This is a genomic window from Nitrosomonas communis (genome assembly GCF_024102715.1).
In the GTDB taxonomy this organism is placed as follows: domain Bacteria; phylum Pseudomonadota; class Gammaproteobacteria; order Burkholderiales; family Nitrosomonadaceae; genus Nitrosomonas; species Nitrosomonas communis_B.
In genome coordinates, this window is record NZ_JAGFJM010000140.1 from 64327 (window position 1) to 81245 (window position 16919).

At 42.1% G+C, this 16919-nt stretch carries 17 protein-coding genes and 2 tRNA genes; 12 read left to right on the plus strand and 7 right to left on the minus strand.

Translation table 11 applies throughout. The annotated features are described in order from the left end of the window. Positions 1-147: 147 nt before the first annotated feature. The 4 genes from J5I83_RS13690 to thiS all read right to left on the minus strand — a co-directional run bounded on the left by J5I83_RS13690 (position 148) and on the right by thiS (position 2759). Positions 148-678: a RimK/LysX family protein gene (locus J5I83_RS13690; RefSeq protein WP_304057097.1), complete on the minus strand. Its 531-nt coding sequence runs from the start codon at positions 676-678 to the stop codon at positions 148-150. 290 nt (positions 679-968) lie between these two features. Next, positions 969-1646 (minus strand): tRNA (guanosine(46)-N7)-methyltransferase TrmB, encoded by a 678-nt coding sequence (gene trmB, locus J5I83_RS13695; protein ID WP_304057100.1) that lies wholly within the window; start codon positions 1644-1646, stop codon positions 969-971. A gap of 45 nt (positions 1647-1691) precedes the next feature. Then, positions 1692-2483, minus strand: a complete 792-nt coding sequence (locus tag J5I83_RS13700) for a thiazole synthase (RefSeq protein ID WP_304057103.1) — start codon at positions 2481-2483, stop codon at positions 1692-1694. A gap of 72 nt (positions 2484-2555) precedes the next feature. Then, complete coding sequence (gene thiS / locus J5I83_RS13705) at positions 2556-2759, minus strand: sulfur carrier protein ThiS (protein WP_304057106.1); 204 nt, start codon at positions 2757-2759, stop codon at positions 2556-2558. 59 nt (positions 2760-2818) lie between these two features. Between thiS and J5I83_RS13710 the strand changes: the two genes are divergently transcribed. From J5I83_RS13710 to J5I83_RS13725, 4 genes are all read left to right on the plus strand, one after another. Then, a tRNA-Gly gene (locus J5I83_RS13710) sits at positions 2819-2892 on the plus strand. A 93-nt stretch (positions 2893-2985) separates the two neighbouring features. Beyond that, positions 2986-3555, plus strand: coding sequence for a RimK/LysX family protein (locus J5I83_RS13715; RefSeq protein ID WP_304057158.1), 570 nt, complete (start codon positions 2986-2988; stop codon positions 3553-3555). Positions 3556-3574: 19 nt separating this feature from the next. Next, on the plus strand, positions 3575-5101 hold the full coding sequence (locus J5I83_RS13720; protein WP_304057109.1) for an inactive transglutaminase family protein: 1527 nt from the start codon (positions 3575-3577) through the stop codon (positions 5099-5101). 3 nt (positions 5102-5104) lie between these two features. Further along, complete coding sequence (locus J5I83_RS13725) at positions 5105-6049, plus strand: alpha-L-glutamate ligase-like protein (RefSeq protein WP_304057112.1); 945 nt, start codon at positions 5105-5107, stop codon at positions 6047-6049. Positions 6050-6076: 27 nt separating this feature from the next. Here J5I83_RS13725 and J5I83_RS13730 read toward each other — a convergent pair whose 3' ends face one another. Beyond that, positions 6077-6421, minus strand: coding sequence for a chaperone modulator CbpM (locus J5I83_RS13730; RefSeq protein ID WP_304057114.1), 345 nt, complete (start codon positions 6419-6421; stop codon positions 6077-6079). Next, positions 6422-7369, minus strand: a complete 948-nt coding sequence (locus J5I83_RS13735; RefSeq protein ID WP_304057116.1) for a DnaJ C-terminal domain-containing protein — start codon at positions 7367-7369, stop codon at positions 6422-6424. A gap of 382 nt (positions 7370-7751) precedes the next feature. Here J5I83_RS13735 and J5I83_RS13740 point away from each other — a divergent pair, with 382 nt between their 5' ends. Next, positions 7752-8057 (plus strand): YciI family protein, encoded by a 306-nt coding sequence (locus J5I83_RS13740; protein ID WP_304057119.1) that lies wholly within the window; start codon positions 7752-7754, stop codon positions 8055-8057. A gap of 177 nt (positions 8058-8234) precedes the next feature. Beyond that, positions 8235-9032 (plus strand): peptidyl-prolyl cis-trans isomerase, encoded by a 798-nt coding sequence (locus J5I83_RS13745; protein ID WP_304057122.1) that lies wholly within the window; start codon positions 8235-8237, stop codon positions 9030-9032. A gap of 10 nt (positions 9033-9042) precedes the next feature. Here J5I83_RS13745 and alr read toward each other — a convergent pair whose 3' ends face one another. Then, positions 9043-10161 carry an alanine racemase gene (alr, locus tag J5I83_RS13750; protein WP_304057124.1) on the minus strand — a complete coding sequence of 373 codons (1119 nt, stop codon included), beginning with the start codon at positions 10159-10161 and terminating at the stop codon, positions 9043-9045. Positions 10162-10502: 341 nt separating this feature from the next. Here alr and ftsY point away from each other — a divergent pair, with 341 nt between their 5' ends. The 6 genes from ftsY (at position 10503) to J5I83_RS13780 (ending at position 16820) form a co-directional block, all read left to right on the plus strand. After that, positions 10503-11486 carry a signal recognition particle-docking protein FtsY gene (gene ftsY / locus J5I83_RS13755; protein WP_304057127.1) on the plus strand — a complete coding sequence of 328 codons (984 nt, stop codon included), beginning with the start codon at positions 10503-10505 and terminating at the stop codon, positions 11484-11486. 38 nt (positions 11487-11524) lie between these two features. Then, on the plus strand, positions 11525-12178 hold the full coding sequence (ftsE, locus tag J5I83_RS13760) for a cell division ATP-binding protein FtsE (protein WP_304057130.1): 654 nt from the start codon (positions 11525-11527) through the stop codon (positions 12176-12178). Continuing rightward, positions 12175-13083, plus strand: coding sequence for a permease-like cell division protein FtsX (ftsX, locus tag J5I83_RS13765; RefSeq protein ID WP_304057134.1), 909 nt, complete (start codon positions 12175-12177; stop codon positions 13081-13083). The genes ftsE and ftsX overlap by 4 nt, the downstream gene beginning before the upstream one ends. A 167-nt stretch (positions 13084-13250) precedes the next feature. Then, positions 13251-14099 carry an RNA polymerase sigma factor RpoH gene (gene rpoH / locus J5I83_RS13770; RefSeq protein WP_304057137.1) on the plus strand — a complete coding sequence of 283 codons (849 nt, stop codon included), beginning with the start codon at positions 13251-13253 and terminating at the stop codon, positions 14097-14099. Between the two features lie 137 nt (positions 14100-14236). Then, a tRNA-Ser gene (locus tag J5I83_RS13775) sits at positions 14237-14329 on the plus strand. 1168 nt (positions 14330-15497) lie between these two features. Beyond that, positions 15498-16820: a DUF2325 domain-containing protein gene (locus tag J5I83_RS13780; RefSeq protein WP_304057139.1), complete on the plus strand. Its 1323-nt coding sequence runs from the start codon at positions 15498-15500 to the stop codon at positions 16818-16820. Positions 16821-16919: the final 99 nt, after the last annotated feature.

Genomic DNA, 16919 nt, shown 5'->3' on the forward strand with positions numbered 1-16919 from the left:
AGTGCGACAGCATCTAGGAAGGCACCGCCTTGTAACCATAAATGATCCAGATAACGAGATACTCACTTTTCTGAAAATGAGTAAGTATTTTTATGAAAACTGGACTCTGAGAAATGCTAAGACTTCTAAGATACTTGCACTAGTGAATTATTGAATGGTGTTTTGGGCTGTGCTATCTACAATAGCATTAAATTTATCCAGCGCTTTTCTCCCTAAAAGCATCGGTGTTGAGAAGTGTGAGCGGTCAATGAGGTTAACCATAATATTATAGGACTTTCCGTCGAAATAAATGGGCATCTTCACAACTGGGCGCAAATCAGATTTGTTTGATTTTTCCTTGCTTGCACGTTTCTTGATCTTGACAATATGTTTAACAGGCAGATCATATTCTGGTGTTTCATCGATAGCTGGATGAGAAACTTTAAATTTTACATAGTCTTTACCGTCTTTTTCATAAATATGAATGTCTTTAGCCGAAAGTGAAGATGTCACAGCGCCTGTATCTAGTTTAGCAATTAATGAAATTTCGTCAGGATAGAGAATCACTGGTTCTATATAACCGTAAATAGACTTGTCTTGCCAAGGTGAGGGAAAAAATGCAGTTAACCCCATTACCGCTATCATGACACCTGACAGACCTAGAATATAATAATTGCTGATAAATTTTGGTATTTTCATAAATCATAATCACCTATAATTTAATATTTGATGATAGTTTTATCGATACCTTTTTTAAACTAACATTTCTCGAATCAATTCTCAACTAACTTGTGTGAAATTTTACTGTAGTATAAAAAACAAATACACTGTCTGGCCGTTCGAAAGAGTTCCGGGAAATTAAGCACTCATTAAGAAGCCAACATTCTGCGATGATGAGTAAGAATAATCATTATTACTCTTCTACTCCAGAATTATTGAAACAAAAATTCAGACAGCCTATTCGTTGTTTTATTCCGCATTTACCATGATTAATGCTGTTTTCTGGTAAAGATTAAATCCCACACATCGTGTCCCAATCGTAAACCACGCTGTTCAAATTTTGTGAGTGGGCGATATTGCGGACGTAGCGCATAATCGATCGCTGTGTTGGTGAGTAAATCTTCGCTACTAAGAACAAGAAGAATCTGCTCAGCATAATCTTTCCAATCGGTGGCAACATGAAGGTAACCACCAGGCTTCAAATGCCTGCATAAAAGAGAAACAAAAGCTGGTTGGATTAGCCGGCGCTTGTGATGACGTGCTTTAGGCCAGGGATCGGGGAAAAAAATATGGACTCCATTGAGCGAATCTGCCGGGAGCATGTGCTGCAAAACTTCGACTGCATCATGTTGGATAATGCGTAAATTCAATAATTCAAGCATATTGATTTGACCAAGCAGGCTACCAACACCCGGCGTATGAACTTCAATTGCCAAATAATCATTTTGAGGATGCTGTTGTGCAATTGTAGCCGTAGCTTCTCCCATGCCAGAGCCTATCTCCAGGATTCTAGGAGCGCTGCGCCTAAAAATCTGTTCAAAATCTAATTGTTTTGCCGAAAAAGGAATGCCGTATTCCGGTAGCAGTGTTTCATAAGCATTGCGCTGGGCGTTTGAAATACGGCCTTGGCGGAGCGTATAGCTACGAATAGCGCGTGAGGATAACAAAATAGTACAGGTATTTAAATTTATTTGAATAATACGAAATGAAAATCACTTGATCATTGCTGGTAAGATACCTTCAGTTGGTGAGCTTGGGCTTGCGCTGTAAGGTTTTTTTGCCATACGACCAGCTAAATAAGCTTCGCGGCCTGCCTCTACTGCCTTACGCATGGCTGAAGCCATTAAAATCGGATTTTGTGCATTAGCTATCGCGGTATTCATTAACACACCGTCACAACCTAATTCCATTGCAATGGTTGCGTCAGATGCAGTGCCTACGCCAGCATCGACCAACACAGGGATTCGTGCGTTATCAATGATAATCTGCAAATTCCACGGGTTGAGAATGCCCATTCCTGAGCCTATTAGCGAGGCTAACGGCATAATTGCGACACAGCCAATTTCTTCCAGTTGCTTAGCAATAATGGGATCGTCCGAGGTATACACCATTACTTGAAAATTCTCTCTGATAAGAATTTCTGCAGCTTTAATGGTTTCTACTACATTGGGGAACAGTGTCCTCGGATCACCGAGTACCTCCAGTTTTACCAGAGAGTGTCCATCAAGCAGTTCTCTTGCAAGCCGCAAAGTACGGATAGCCTCATCAGCTGAATAACAGCCAGCAGTATTCGGTAGCAATGTATACTGAGAAGGTGGCAAGACATCGAGCAGATTGGGTTCATTGGGATTCTGGCCGATGTTGGTCCGGCGGATAGCGATCGTTATAATTCGTGCGCCACTCGCCTCAATGGCAGTGCGGGTTTCGTTGAAGTCTTTATATTTACCAGTACCAACCAAAAGTCGGGAAGCGTAACGTTTACCGGCAATAATGAAATCATCCATGGAGTCAATCTGTAATGAAAATAGTAGGCTGTGTTTAGAATAGCGAAATACTTGATATTAGTAATGCAAAAATTAACCCCCGCCTACGGCCACAACAATTTCTAATCGATCTCCATCAGATAGTGCTTGCACGGCAAATTGACTGCGAGGGACAATTTCGCCATTGCGTTCAACAGCGATACGTTTATTCTGTAATGACATGCACTCTAATAGTTGCTGAACGTTCAGCGGCTTGTCAAAATGCTGGGGCTGACCATTAATGGTGAGTTGTAACATTTGAAATATGACTTGTGTAGAATAAACTCAAAATTTTTGCTAAGTAATAATTCTAGCACGCGGGTGTAGCTCAATGGTAGAGCAGAAGCTTCCCAAGCTTACGACGAGGGTTCGATTCCCTTCACCCGCTCCATTATTACTCACTGATTGATAATAAAAGCGTGGTCGAGAGCGGTTTATTGATAATATAATATTATTATTTGAGCAGGTAATCTCGGATCGTTTGATGATTAAAATCATAAGAGGGCGGCTTTTCTTTTTTTTAGCAACCGTTTTGTTGATGGCAAGCGGTTCAGTACTAAGCGATGACAAAACTGATCAGCCTGAGTTACAACAGATCCTCGGATGGATAGAATCCATCCGACTGGAGCCATGGGGCCTGAAAATGCTTGCCCGTCTGGATACTGGTGCAAATACTTCGTCCATGAGTGCGCGTGACATTCACATATTCAAGAAAGGGAATAAAGATTGGGTGCGGTTTATTCTTGATTTCGGAACTGAAAAGGGCAAACCAGACCGGACTATTGAAATTGAGCGTCCCATTGTTCGTTCACATAAAATTAAACAACATAGCGGCATTTCACAAGAACGCCATATTATTACGATGGATATTTGTTTAGCAAATGAGGTGCGTAACGTTGAATTTAATCTGATTGATCGACGGGCGTTAAATTATCCCATTCTGCTTGGCCGTAAAGCACTTGCGAATGTTGCGCTGATTGATCCGGCGCACACTCATCTGAGTAAAGCTGATTGCGGTCACGTGAAGAAAAAAAGAAAAAATGTGACCCCTTAGATGAGTTGATTATCCCTGAATGAGACAACTTCATTTACTACTGTTAATCATAGTGTTGTGTGCTATAGGACTAGGTTTGGCTGCCTATAAAGTCGTTGTATTGGGATTGCCTTTAACACCCTCTGAGCAGGCAGAAGTCTGGAATGTGGAAGCGAGCATCAGCTTTCGTGCAAAACCGGACACCAGCGTAAAAGTGAGCTTGCCGCTTCCTCTCAATTCGCCTAGTTATACTATTATTGCCGAGGATTTCATCGGCGCTAATTATGGATTAGCCATTGAACAAGACGATAGTGGGCGTACAGCTTTGTGGGCGAAGCGACGTGCGCAGGGGAAGCAGATGCTATTCTATCGTGCCATGATTTATGAGGATGTGGAAAAAGTATCTGATCCAGGTAAACGACCACCTTATCCATCAGTACCAGAGTATCCCGAGAATTTCCGGTCAGTCATCCAAGGACTACTTGATAAAGCAAGACAGCAATCTGCGGATACAGTTTCTTTTTCACAGCAAGTCATTCAGCAATTAAATGCTGCTTCCCCAGCTCCCGAGCTAAGATTACTGCTTGAACATATTAGTAATTCCCGTAATCCTGCTAAAGGTATTAGCTGGATTTTAGCGGGTGCGCGCATTCCTACTAGGATAATTCAAGGTCTTCGTCTAGAAGACGGCAAGCGTTATTCTGAACTGGAATCTTGGATACAGGTTCACGATGGGAGCCAATGGCGCGCGCTCAATATAAAGGATGGGAAGGAAGGTCTGCCTGCTAATTTTGTAATATGGCAAATTGGCGATCAGAAACCATTTTCTGTCGAGGGGGGAAGTGAAATGAGCCTCCAATTTTCTGTAGCAAAAACACTACGGGAATTGGTGGATATTGCAGAGTCACGTGCGGCGCTAAAAGGGTCGCACATCATGGAATTTTCTCTGTATTCCTTGCCAGTACAAAGTCAGAATGTATATAAGATATTACTGATGGTGCCTTTGGGGGCGTTTGTCGTTGTTTTGATGCGTAATCTCATTGGCATTAAAACCTTTGGTACCTTTATGCCGGTATTGATTGCGCTGGCTCTCCGGGAGACAGAATTGGCGTGGGGGTTAATACTGTTTTGTTTAATTGTCGGATTAGGGCTGTTATTACGTGCTTATGTTGATCGGCTGAAGTTGTTACTCATTCCACGATTAGCTTCCGTGCTGACTATGGTCGTGCTTCTCATGGCTAGCACTAGTGTAATTATGCATAAACTCGGATTGGAGATGGGCTTATCAGTTGCCTTGTTTCCAATGGTTATCATGACGATGACGATAGAGCGGATGTCGCTCACATGGGATGAGGCTGGGCCTTTGGAAGCATTTAAACAGGGTGCAGGAAGTTTGCTTGTGGCAACGATTGGTTATCTGGTGATGAATATCGATGCACTACAGCATTTATTATTTGTTTTTCCTGAATTACTGCTGGTTGTGTTGGCGGCTACATTGTCATTTGGCCGGTACTCTGGATATCGTTTGACAGAGCTTTGGCGCTTCCAGGCATTAGCCAAACGCTAGCAAATGTTCAGAACCTTGCTAAATCTCAGGCGAGCGGGCGTTGTTGGCATAAACCGGCGGAATGCTGAATACATTCTGCGCTACAATGAGCGTTCTCTCTATCCATTGGTCGATGACAAGCTGCGTACCAAGCGGCTTGCAATTGCTGCTGGAATTGCAGTACCCGAGTTGTATGGTGTTATTGAAATTGAGCACGACATCGCTAATTTGCCCACTATCGTAAGCGAGCATAAAGACTTTGTGGTAAAACCGGCACATGGATCAGGAGGAAGCGGTATTCATGTGATCATCGGCCGGATCAATGATCGCTATCAACATAATAATGGTAGCCTGCTGACCAAGGAAGAGCTGGAATATCATATATCCAATATTTTAAGTGGCATGTATAGCCTTGGCGGTCAACCTGATCAAGCGCTGATAGAGTATCGGGTAAAGTTTGATCCTTTATTCGAGTCAATTAGTTATCGTGGAGTGCCAGATATTCGTACTGTGGTGTTTAGAGGAATACCTGTTGCATCAATGGTGCGCTTGCCGACGCGTATGTCAGACGGCAAGGCAAATTTACATCAAGGCGCAGTAGGAGCGGGAATTGATTTGGCAACAGGGTTAACGATACATGCTGTTTGGCAAAACCGTCCTGTAGAACAGCATCCTGACACTGGCGCTGCTATCAGTGGCTTTCAAATTCCTCATTGGAATAAGTTGTTAACATTAGCGTCACAGTGTTATGAGCTAGTCGGATTAGGTTATCTTGGGGTTGATGTTGTATTGGATCGTGAACTTGGTCCGTTGGTATTGGAGTTAAATGCAAGGCCTGGCTTATCCATCCAAATTGCCAATGGAAAGGGCATACAAAAACGGCTTGAATATATTGATCGACTTGCTGAAATCCCTGCTTCGGCACAAGAACGGGCATGCCTTGCACAAGATCTTTTTGTACGGCTATAGCAACCTTCTTTTTGATCAGTATTGTGCTTATCCGTGCTGGGAATCAGTTGGTCCAGTGACGCTCGATTCTCGTATGCTTAGACGAGTGCGTAATATAGCGATTTCTTCAAGAAGCTGAAGCGCTAGCGCAGCACCAGCTAGATTAATATCAAGATCGCGTTGTAAGCGCTGAATAAGCTGAATGCGCTGCACACAAGCCCCATTGAAACGCCACCGTTTGGATGAGATATTCAATGGCTCCAGAATTCCTTCTTCAACCAAAGCAGTGATCCACTCTGTACTGACTGCACAAATACTACTTAATTCGCCAGGAGAGAATTCCGTATCATCTGCAATGATGATTCCCTCAATGATATTATGATTTATTGTCATTTAGACTCCCAATCCAATACGTGGGTTGAATGCCAGTTTTTGCTCCATTTCCCGGTATAGCATCCGAGCTTGCTCATTGTCTGCTGGCGGCAAAACAATTTGTAAAATGACATACAGATCCCCAGGCGGTTGAGCGGGAATACCCCGTTCTCTCAGACGCAGCTTGCGTCCGGATTGGGTGCCGGGTGGTATTTTCAAATCAACGATGCCTCCGGGGGTAGGTGCCTTGATTGTTGTTCCCAGGGCGACTTCCCACGGTGTCACTGGAAGCTCGAGAAACACATCTTTTCCCTCAATCTTATAGTAAGGGTGCGGTTGAAATGCTATCTCTAAATAGAGATCTCCTGCATTATTTTTACCTGCGCCTGGACTACCTTGGCCGGTGAGACGTATAAGCTGGCCTTGACGTATTCCTTTGGGTATGCGCACATTCAATGTGCGCTCCTTGATTTGCGGCCGTCCATGAGGACCTTCTTCGGTATGCTGGAGTGTGATGGTGCGGGTTGATCCATGATAAGCATCTTCAAGATTAATCAGTATCTTGGCGTGAGTATCTTTACCACGTACTTTAAAATCATAACCACGATGTTTGCTGCTTGTTTTGAAACGGTTACCGAACAATGCTTCAAAAAAACTGCTAAATTGTGATGCATCTGCTTGTGCGAAACTGCTGTCATGAAACTCAAAGCCTTGATTCCATCCAGGAGGAGGTTGAAATTCCTGGCCACCTTTCCAATTAGTGCCTAACTGATCATAGGCTGCTCGCTTCTCGGGATCTTTAAGTACTTCATATGCTTCACCAATTTCTTTGAAGCGGGTTTCTGCGTCAGGATCTTTACTAACATCTGGGTGATATTTGCGCGCCAGCTTGCGATAAGCGCGTTTAATATCAGCTTGCGTCGCATCTCGTTCGATGCCCATAATATTATAGTAATCTTTAAATTCCACTTTACTTCATATCCAATTTATCTTTTGTAATTCGCTGAATTTTCTGATTAGAATCAAATTTAAATCTAATATTATTTATATTCAAGCCAAATCTTCCGCAGTGAAATTAAGGAAGTATTCGACCATACTTTTTAACTTGTTCAGCATTGATAACGCAACATTAAACATAAAAATTGAATTCTGAAAGATTTTCATAATCTATCTCTGAATTTATATGAAGCAGTCTTTATTTAATTAACGGTTGATTCGATTTAAAGATTATGAGGGAAATAAGTTTCCCGATACAAAGTAACATCTTTCAAATTTTAATCTAAACAGCAAAAAAATAGGTTAATTTAAATAGTTAATAAATAAGATAAACCAACAAAGCAGGTAATATAAGATGAGACTTTATGTGATAAATGGGGAAGATGTGCCAGATAGCCTCGAGAAACGTATGAAAACCAGGCCAGCTCATTTGGAACGCATCAAAGCATTACAAAATGAAGGGCGGCTCATCCTGGCAGGACCATATCCGGCAATCGATAATCCAGACCCTGGGCCAGCTGGATTTTCAGGAAGCTTAATTGTGGCGGAGTTTGCTTCGCTAGAAGCAGCCCAATCTTGGGCAGAAGCAGATCCTTATGTTATCTCAGGGGTTTTTTCAAAAATAACCGTTAAGCCATTCAAGAAAGTATTACCAGATTAGATCAATTTAAAAATTTAACCAGGATAAGAGATTAAAAAATTGTCTTTAATGATTATCGGATATTTTATGTTAGCTGTGCTTATAATATACCAAGAATCACGCTTGCGATCGCAATGTTAGGGCGTAGTCTTGTATGAATAAATTTATCTCAACTTTAATTTACTTAGAGGAAGTTGCATGCGCTTAATTAAATTTCTATTGTTAATATCGGTGTGTATCACGAGTTTGACTGCCGTTTCTCTACATGCTCAATCGACTGCTGCCGTAGCAAAAGTGAATGGAGTAGTCATTCCGCAAACACGGCTTGAATTTATGGTCAAGGCTGCTGTTGCGCAAGGTCAGGCTGATTCTTCTGAAATGAGAAATGCCCTGCGCGAGAATCTCATTGCTGAAGAGATTATTGTACAAGAAGCTCTTAAGAAGAAACTTGATCGTGATCCAGATGTGCTAACCCAGATCGAGCTTGCCCGTCAAGCGATATTAGTCAGAGCATACCAAGCTGATTACATCAAAAATAACACTGTAAGTGATGATATTTTACGAAAGGAATATGAAACTGTGAAAGCCCAAATGGGTGATAAGGAATATAAAGCACGTCATATTCTTGTTGAGACTGAGGCAGAAGCCAAGGATATCATCGCTTCTCTTAAGAAAAAAGGTGCTTCTTTCGAGAAATTGGCGGGAGAGAAATCAATTGATGTCGGCAGTAAAAACAATGGTGGTGAATTAGGTTGGAGCGCAGCTGCAGCATACGTCAAACCTTTTGCAGATGCCCTGCAAAGCCTGAAGAAAGGCAATACAACTGAAAAACCGGTACAAACCTCTTTTGGCTGGCATGTAATTCGACTGGAAGATGTTCGTCCTACAGTAACTCCTCCATTTGAAGAAGTAAAAACGAACATGCAGCAGCGTGTATTGCAACGTAATTTTGCAGCAATGGTTCAAGATTTGCGTAATAAAGCCAAAGTCGAGTAATTCTATTTTGCTAGGGAATCAGTGAAGTTAAACGGCTTTGCTGATTCTCATTTGTTACTATTATTGTTTTAACTCTTGAAGATAAAGCACAAAACAATTCATAACTGATTGTGCCTGCAGAACTTGCGATTTCCTCTATTGGTAACTCGCTTCCCCATAAGATCACTGGACTCCCAACTTGAGCATTTTCAATTCCAGTAAGATCAACAGTTAGCATGTCCATGGAGATACGCCCAATTATACGAGTGCGCTGTCCATTGACGAGGATAGGGGTCCCCGTAGGCGCATGCCGCGGATAGCCATCTGCATAGCCACAGGCAACGACACCAATACGCATTGGTTGCTGAGCCTGAAATTGACCGCCATAGCCAACCTTATCTCTTGGGCCAAGATGCTGTATAGCAATTATTTGGCTTGATACTGTCATGACAGGGCGCAAACCCAGTTCTGTAGCAGTTTTATCTATCAGCGGAGATGCGCCATAAAGCATAATGCCGGGGCGCACACAGTCAGCATGCGTCTCTGGATATCGTAAAATTGCTGCAGAGTTCGCCAGTGAGCATGGCAGGTGATATTTTCCAAAAGTTGTAAAAAAAACGTTGAGTTGCTGCTTGACCTCGTTTTGCTGAGACAAATCATCTGCGCTGGCAAAATGTGTCATCAATGTAATTTGACCGATGAGCGGGTTAACTTTTAGTTTTTCAAGAGCAGCTAATCCCTGTGCGGGTTTGAAGCCAAGTCGGTTCATGCCGGTATTAATTTTAAGAAATATATTTATTTTGTTTTCTTGTTTTGATGTAGGGAGCATTGCCAGTTGCTCATAATGGTGTATGACCGTACTTAAGTGATACTGGGTAATGATTGCTAAATCTGCGGGAGAGAAAAAGCCTTCAAGCAGCAGAATAGGTTGATCAACACCTGCTTCTCTTAAGCGGACAGCAGCATCGAGTTCAAGAACAGCAAAAGCATCTGCCGACTTTAGGGCGCTTGCGGTATTGAGCAACCCATGCCCATAAGCATTTGCCTTGATTACCGCCATGATTCGTGCATTCTGCGCATGTTGACGTACGATGCAAAGATTGTGCTCAAGTGCTGAAAAGTCAATCAGCGCATGGATTGGGCGAGGCATTGGGATTATTTATTGGAAGATAATGATTACTTAAATTTTTTTGCTTAGCAGAAGGGTGCTCAGGTATATGAAGGTAAAAAGTATATTTATCTGGTCATGACGTTATGTCAGGAATCAGCCAGCTTCGAGATTAGAGAAACATTTTGAGGTAGCATATGATTAGAATGTACTAGAAAATCTGTATTCATATTCATAAAATAACTTAGTCTTTAATGCCCAAAATTCGCTGATTATTCAAGTGATGTCTTAAGGGTATAGCATGTGTTTTTTATTGCTAACGCACCCAAATTTGCATAATTGGAATAAAATCAGCGTCTTCAGAATAATTACAGCCTACCAGAATGTTCAGTCTTTTTAAATCAAAAAAAAATTCAACAGAAGAAAATTCCAAGCCAGAGGGTTTGACAAGCAAAATCAGGCAAGGACTTACTCGAACCCGGCAAAACCTTGGTAAGCAATTAGCTGGTTTATTTGGTAGCGGCAAAATAGATGAAGCGCTCTATGATGAGCTTGAATCTGTCTTGCTTACAGCAGATGCCGGCGTAAATGCTACTAGCTGGTTGCTAGAGGAACTACGTAAAAAAGTTAAGCGGGATACGCTGAATGACGCAGAACAACTAAAAGAAGCGCTGCAGGAAGCTTTGGTTGGTTTGCTTGCGCCGATGGCGCAACCACTTGACGTTACGACAAAGAAACCATTTGTTATCATGATTGCTGGGGTAAATGGTGTTGGTAAAACCACTACGATTGGGAAACTTGCCCACTATTTCCAATCACAAGGGAGATCAGTATTGTTAGCTGCGGGAGATACGTTTCGTGCTGCTGCACGAGAGCAATTATTAGCTTGGGGTGAGCGTAATGGTATTACAGTAATAGCACAGGAAAGCGATTCTCAGAAAAAGAGTGATCCTGCAGCCGTCATATTTGATGCAATCAATGCAGCAAAAGCACGGGATATCGACATAGTGCTAGCCGATACTGCTGGTCGTCTGACTACTCAATTGCATCTAATGGAGGAAATTAAAAAGATTAAACGTGTTATCACTAAAGCAATGCCAGATGCGCCGCACGAGATCCTGTTAGTGTTAGATGCTAATACAGGTCAAAATGCAATTAGTCAGCTGAAAGCTTTTGACGATGCGCTGGGGGTAACTGGTTTAGTTCTTACTAAATTGGATGGAACAGCTAAAGGTGGTGTAATAGCTGCCATTGCTGCCCAATATTCACAGAACCCTCCTGCCTTACGTTTTATCGGGATAGGAGAAGGGCTAGAGGATCTAAGACCGTTTGATGCACAGGAATTTGTCGAAGCATTATTTGATTAGGTTTTTAACTACCAAATTCTTGTTTGTGCTAGGTGTTTATGATTAGTTTTGTAAATGTTTCCAAGCGTTACCCAGATGGGTTTGAAGCTTTAAAAAATGTTGCTTTCACAATTCATCCAGGTGAACTAGTGTTGCTAACCGGCCACTCAGGCGCTGGTAAGAGTACTATGTTAAAGCTGATTGCAGCAATTGAGCGTCCTACATATGGCAGTATCATGGTAAGTGACCAGAATATTAATGCGCTTAAGAAAAATGCAATTCCTTTTTTGCGGCGTAGTCTTGGTTTAATTTTTCAAGATCAGAAAATTCTGTATGATCGTACCGTTTTTGCCAATGTTATGCTGCCACTGCAAATACGCAGTTTTGAGAAAAAAACAGCAGCCGGCAGAGTGCGCGCTGCACTGGATAAAGTTGGCTTGCTAGGAAAAGAAAATGCTTACCCGGTTACATTATCGGGTGGCGAGAAGCAGCGATTATGTATTGCCCGGGCAGTAGTACATCGTCCATCAATTTTAATAGCTGATGAACCTACTGCGAATCTTGATGTTGATTATGCGCAAAGCATTATGGAGGTATTTAGATCTTTTCACCAAGTAGGCGTTACTGTCTTAATAGCCACACACGATACATCGTTATTAAATGACACTCGATATCGTACTCTCACACTTAATCAAGGAAAGCTGGTCGTATGAATTCATGGTTGTCCCAACATTGGCAGGCGCTAAGCCAGACGCTCAGGCAACTGGTAAATACACCATTATCCAGCTTGTTGAGTATCGTCGTAATTGGTATTGCTTTTAGTTTGCCTCTTGGTATTTATACGCTGTTAGGCAATTTGCAGACTATTTCTGAAGATGTTGTTAAGATGCCGCAATTGAGTTTGTTTCTTAAGCTGAATGCAACGCAAGCAGATATTGAGAATATTAATTCACAATTAGAGGAATTCCCATCTATTGCCAGTTTTCAATTTATTTCCAAAGAAATTGCCTTGCAGCAGTTGCAGCAAGAAAGTGGTTTGGCTGATATTGCAAGTAATCTAATAAGCAATCCATTACCAGATGCTTTTATCATCAATACGCAGCAAATTTCACCTGATGATCTTGAGAACATACGCACCACCATAAAAAAATGGCCTGAGATAGCGCATGTGCAGGTCGATACAGATTGGGCCAGAAGATTGGATGCCTTGCTCAGATTGGGTCAACTTGCCGTATTAATGCTTGCTGTTTTATTAAGTTTTGCCCTGATTATTGTAGTCTTTAACACCATTCGCTTGCAGATACTGACCAAACGGGATGAAATTGAAGTCTCGAAATTGATAGGCGCTACAGATAGTTATATACAGCGTCCTTTCCTCTATTTTGGTGCCATACAAGGCATAGCAGGTGCAGCCGCCGCTTGGTTCTTCATTGCTTTAAGCATCCAGACGATCAATGAAAGCTTGATAGAGCTTACACAACTCTATGCAACGGATTTTCATTTAAGTCACCTTTCTTTGCAAGATAGTCTTAGTTTGCTTGTTTTTTCAGCATTACTGGGATGGTTGGGAGCGAGATTATCAGTGGCACAACACCTCTCCCACATAGAACCAGAATAAGTATGTTGATTCTGAGCTGGTAAGGCTGTTCCCTGCCAAGCACCTTATACTTTTTTCAACTCAAAACGTGAGTTTTTATCAAATCTGGAAACTTCAGGAAGTATTAGCACTCCCATTGCATGAGTGCTAAAATAAATAATATGTTGATAAAAGTTAAAGGAGAAAACATGACAACTACTTTAGCGTTGCCGACGATAGTGGGGGGGGGTATTGAAAGTTATATTCAGACTGTCAGCCGCTTTCCGATATTATCCAAAGAGGAAGAAATTCGTTTGGCGAGATGTTTGAGAGATGAAAATGATATAAAAGCCGCTCATCAATTAGTGCTATCCCATCTAAGGGTGGTCGTTGCGATAGCGCGTGGCTATTTAGGTTATGGACTACCTCATGCTGATTTAATACAGGAAGGAAATATTGGATTAATGAAGGCAGTGAAACGGTTTGATCCGGAGCGCGGCGTGCGTCTTGTATCATTCGCCATTCATTGGATTAAAGCAGAGATTCATGAGTTTATCATGCGAAATTGGAGATTAGTCAAAATCGCCACCACCAAGCAGCAACGTAAGCTATTTTTTAACTTGCGGAGTATGAAGCAAGGATTAGATACCATGAATCAGGAAGAGGTTGCTGCTGTAGCAAAACAGTTAGGAGTCAAATCTAAAGAAGTAGTAGAAATGGAGACGCGTTTCAATGGTCGTGATATTTCATTGGAGCCACTGTCTGATGATGGCGATGAAAGCTGTAGTCCAATTAATTACTTGACTGATGGAATAGATCCTGCGCAAGTGCTTGAGAATGAGCAGATTTCCAGGCTATGCCATGAAAGACTTAAAGAATCACTAGCAAATCTTGATGATCGTAGCCGTCATATTATTGAAGCCCGCTGGTTAAGAGAAGAAGATACTGCGACACTTCATGAATTGGCTGCAGAATTGGGTGTATCAGCTGAGCGAGTTCGGCAAATTGAAGCTAAGGCAATTCAGAAAATAAGAAATGTAGTTACTGTTGATATCTGATTTTCTATTTAAAAACTGTATTTAATCATAATAAACATACAAAATAGATCGAATGGGCAAGATTTACACTTTTGCTATAAATAAAACGAATATAAACTGGTAAACTATAGCGGTTCACATTTTTGAACTTTGGAAGCGGAGAGGTACCGAAGTGGCCATAACGGCGCTGACTCGAAATCAGATGGTTGGGGTAACCCGGCACGTGGGTTCGAATCCCACCCTCTCCGCCATTGTTGTAAAGATAAGTGCATGATCTATCTGTAAAAAGATGGTATTAAGCTTGTCATGTTCTTACCATAGTTCTTACTTCAAGAGTTTTTACCCCTCCCTTCATGCATTTTTTTAACTGCCTGGAGGATGCAAAATTTAACACCACCCGCACTTGCGCTAACAAGGTATGGGAAGCACTTCCCATTTTTCAAAAAATAAAATTAGCAAGAAACCCAGCATACCCTGCATCCCAAACAATGGTGCGGGTTTCCAATCGGTCAACCCAGCACTTGAGTCAGCACTGACCCGACACTGAATTTTTATCTGGACTTTGTTTATAAGTGGGGACAAAGGCACAGACAGCACTATGCAGGCGCGGTGCATGCCCCAGACTGCCTACGTGAGGGTATATTGTATATTGAATCCAGATTTTTCTAGCGAAGCATCTAAATTGATTATTATTTACAAAGCAAATAATAATCATTATCATTTGTATTTCCAGAAGAGATCTTTGCATCTGAGGTTAAATATCAGATGTGATTGAAAGAATCAGTGTGATATTAATATTCATGCATATGACATCATTATCGCAATGATTTCTCAGTAAAACGAAATTCCTTACAGCCAGCCAGCAGTGCGCAATCGCCTGCCAGCCAGCCATCACTTAATGCTTGGGAGATGGCTTTATGTACAAAAAAAGAGGGTTGGCTGACAGCGACAGATATTATTCCTCAGCGATTTCAAATCGGTGTTGGGAGGTTTGTTTACCGAGACCGCTTACTCTAGGCCAGATGCATGAACATGGCAAGATCAATGACATTCGTTTAGAAGATACCAAAGATATCTTACTGGTACGTAAAGCCAGATTTAACGAATACCGCTGCATCACTGGGTATAATTTTTTCCCTGCATTCATCTTTAGGCAATCAATATCACCATTCTGGGTAATAGTGTGCACACATTGGCAAGATGAGCTTATTGCGTATGCATTGGTCATGCTGACTGTCCCAATCGCTGATAACCAATTATCGAGAATACTCTCAGATAGAAGTCGCTGAAATACACCTGATGATCCTTTTCATCGCTTTTCAGTATGGAAGCTGATCCACTCCAACTGACGATACTTTATCGATCATCATTCCTGTACTGCTTATGCTTGCGGCCAACCTCGATGGAGGAAACATTGCTATGAATTCACCCTTCTTACCAACACTGCCGATAGCTGACCTTTTGCCGGCAGATAATCAGATTTTGTCCCATCTTCCACCATTGGATTCTAAATCTTTGCCGATCAAACGCAGCAAGATCTGGGAGCTTAAAGAAGCCAATCGCTGCCCGATTGTGGGTACCTGCCTATCGAAAGATGACTTAATACGCTTTGCTCGGCGATTTCGCTTTGAAGCATCAATAAACGACGCGTTTTTGTTGCATGTCGAAATGGTAGAACGTGTTGCGACACGTAATCGTGTATCCGAAGCAATTCAAAAGCACCTTGACTCGAAGTATCAGATTTCGCTTACGCGCTTTGAGTCAGCCAAGACAGATACCGAAGTATTCACTTTGTGGAAAGAGTGCTTTGCTCATGGAGAAATTGCTGGTGCTTTGTGGGCTGCGCTGACGCATAAGCGCGTCAGCGATGAAACCAGAGGGAAAATCTATGCCGATATTCACATGCATTCTCACCAGATGGGAGCAGGTCAGGCTGCGGATACGCGCCGATTAGCACAACTGGAAAAAGATTATGCTGAATTGGAAACAGCCATGCAGCTCCAGAAACAACATCATGCACGGATCGAAGCAAAACTGCGCCAGCGGCTGCAGGAAGCTTTGGCTGAGAGCGAGCGTCTACGTCGGAATCAGAAAGAGGTGGCTACGTTGCAAACTCGTCTGGCTGCAATTGAGTCTGGTAAAACCATTACTGAAATGGGGCAACGCTTGGTGCAGTTAACTCTGGAAAATGAGCAATTAAAGAGTACTGCCAGGCAAGCTAGTCATCTCACGCAATTACTGCAAGATGCCAATAGTCAGATAACGACCCTGGCTCATGAGTGCAAGGTATTGGCCACCGAACGCGAGGCATTGGAAACGCTCCTTTTATCAGATAATTCCTGTGAGATTTCTTATGGTTATCTTAATACCCATAGCACACCTAAGATAAAGAATTGTTGTGTGGTTTGTGTCGGTGGGCGTGTTGCGCAATTGCCTCAATATCGCCTGTTGGCGGAACAGATGGGTATCCGCCTCATTCACCATGATGGTGGCCAGCAAGATGCGCTTTCTCGATTGCCGGAAATGATCAACAGCGCTGATGCTGCTATCTGTCCAACAGATTGCGTCAGCCATGCTGCTTATTACCAGTTAAAACGTCTTTGCAAACGTAATGGTAAACCCTGCTTGTTATTCAAAGGAAAAGGTATTTCCAGCTTTGCTTCTGCGCTTACTCGCCTATCTTCAGGCCAGGTAAGTTTGAATGGCACAGCTTTCGAGTTATCGGCGGAAAATATCGAATAGTAGTCATTAAATTTTTATCCAGGATGATAAGCAAATTAATTAATGAGAATAATTACCAGAATCATTTTTATTAACATTATTATAAAAAAAATAAAGGCT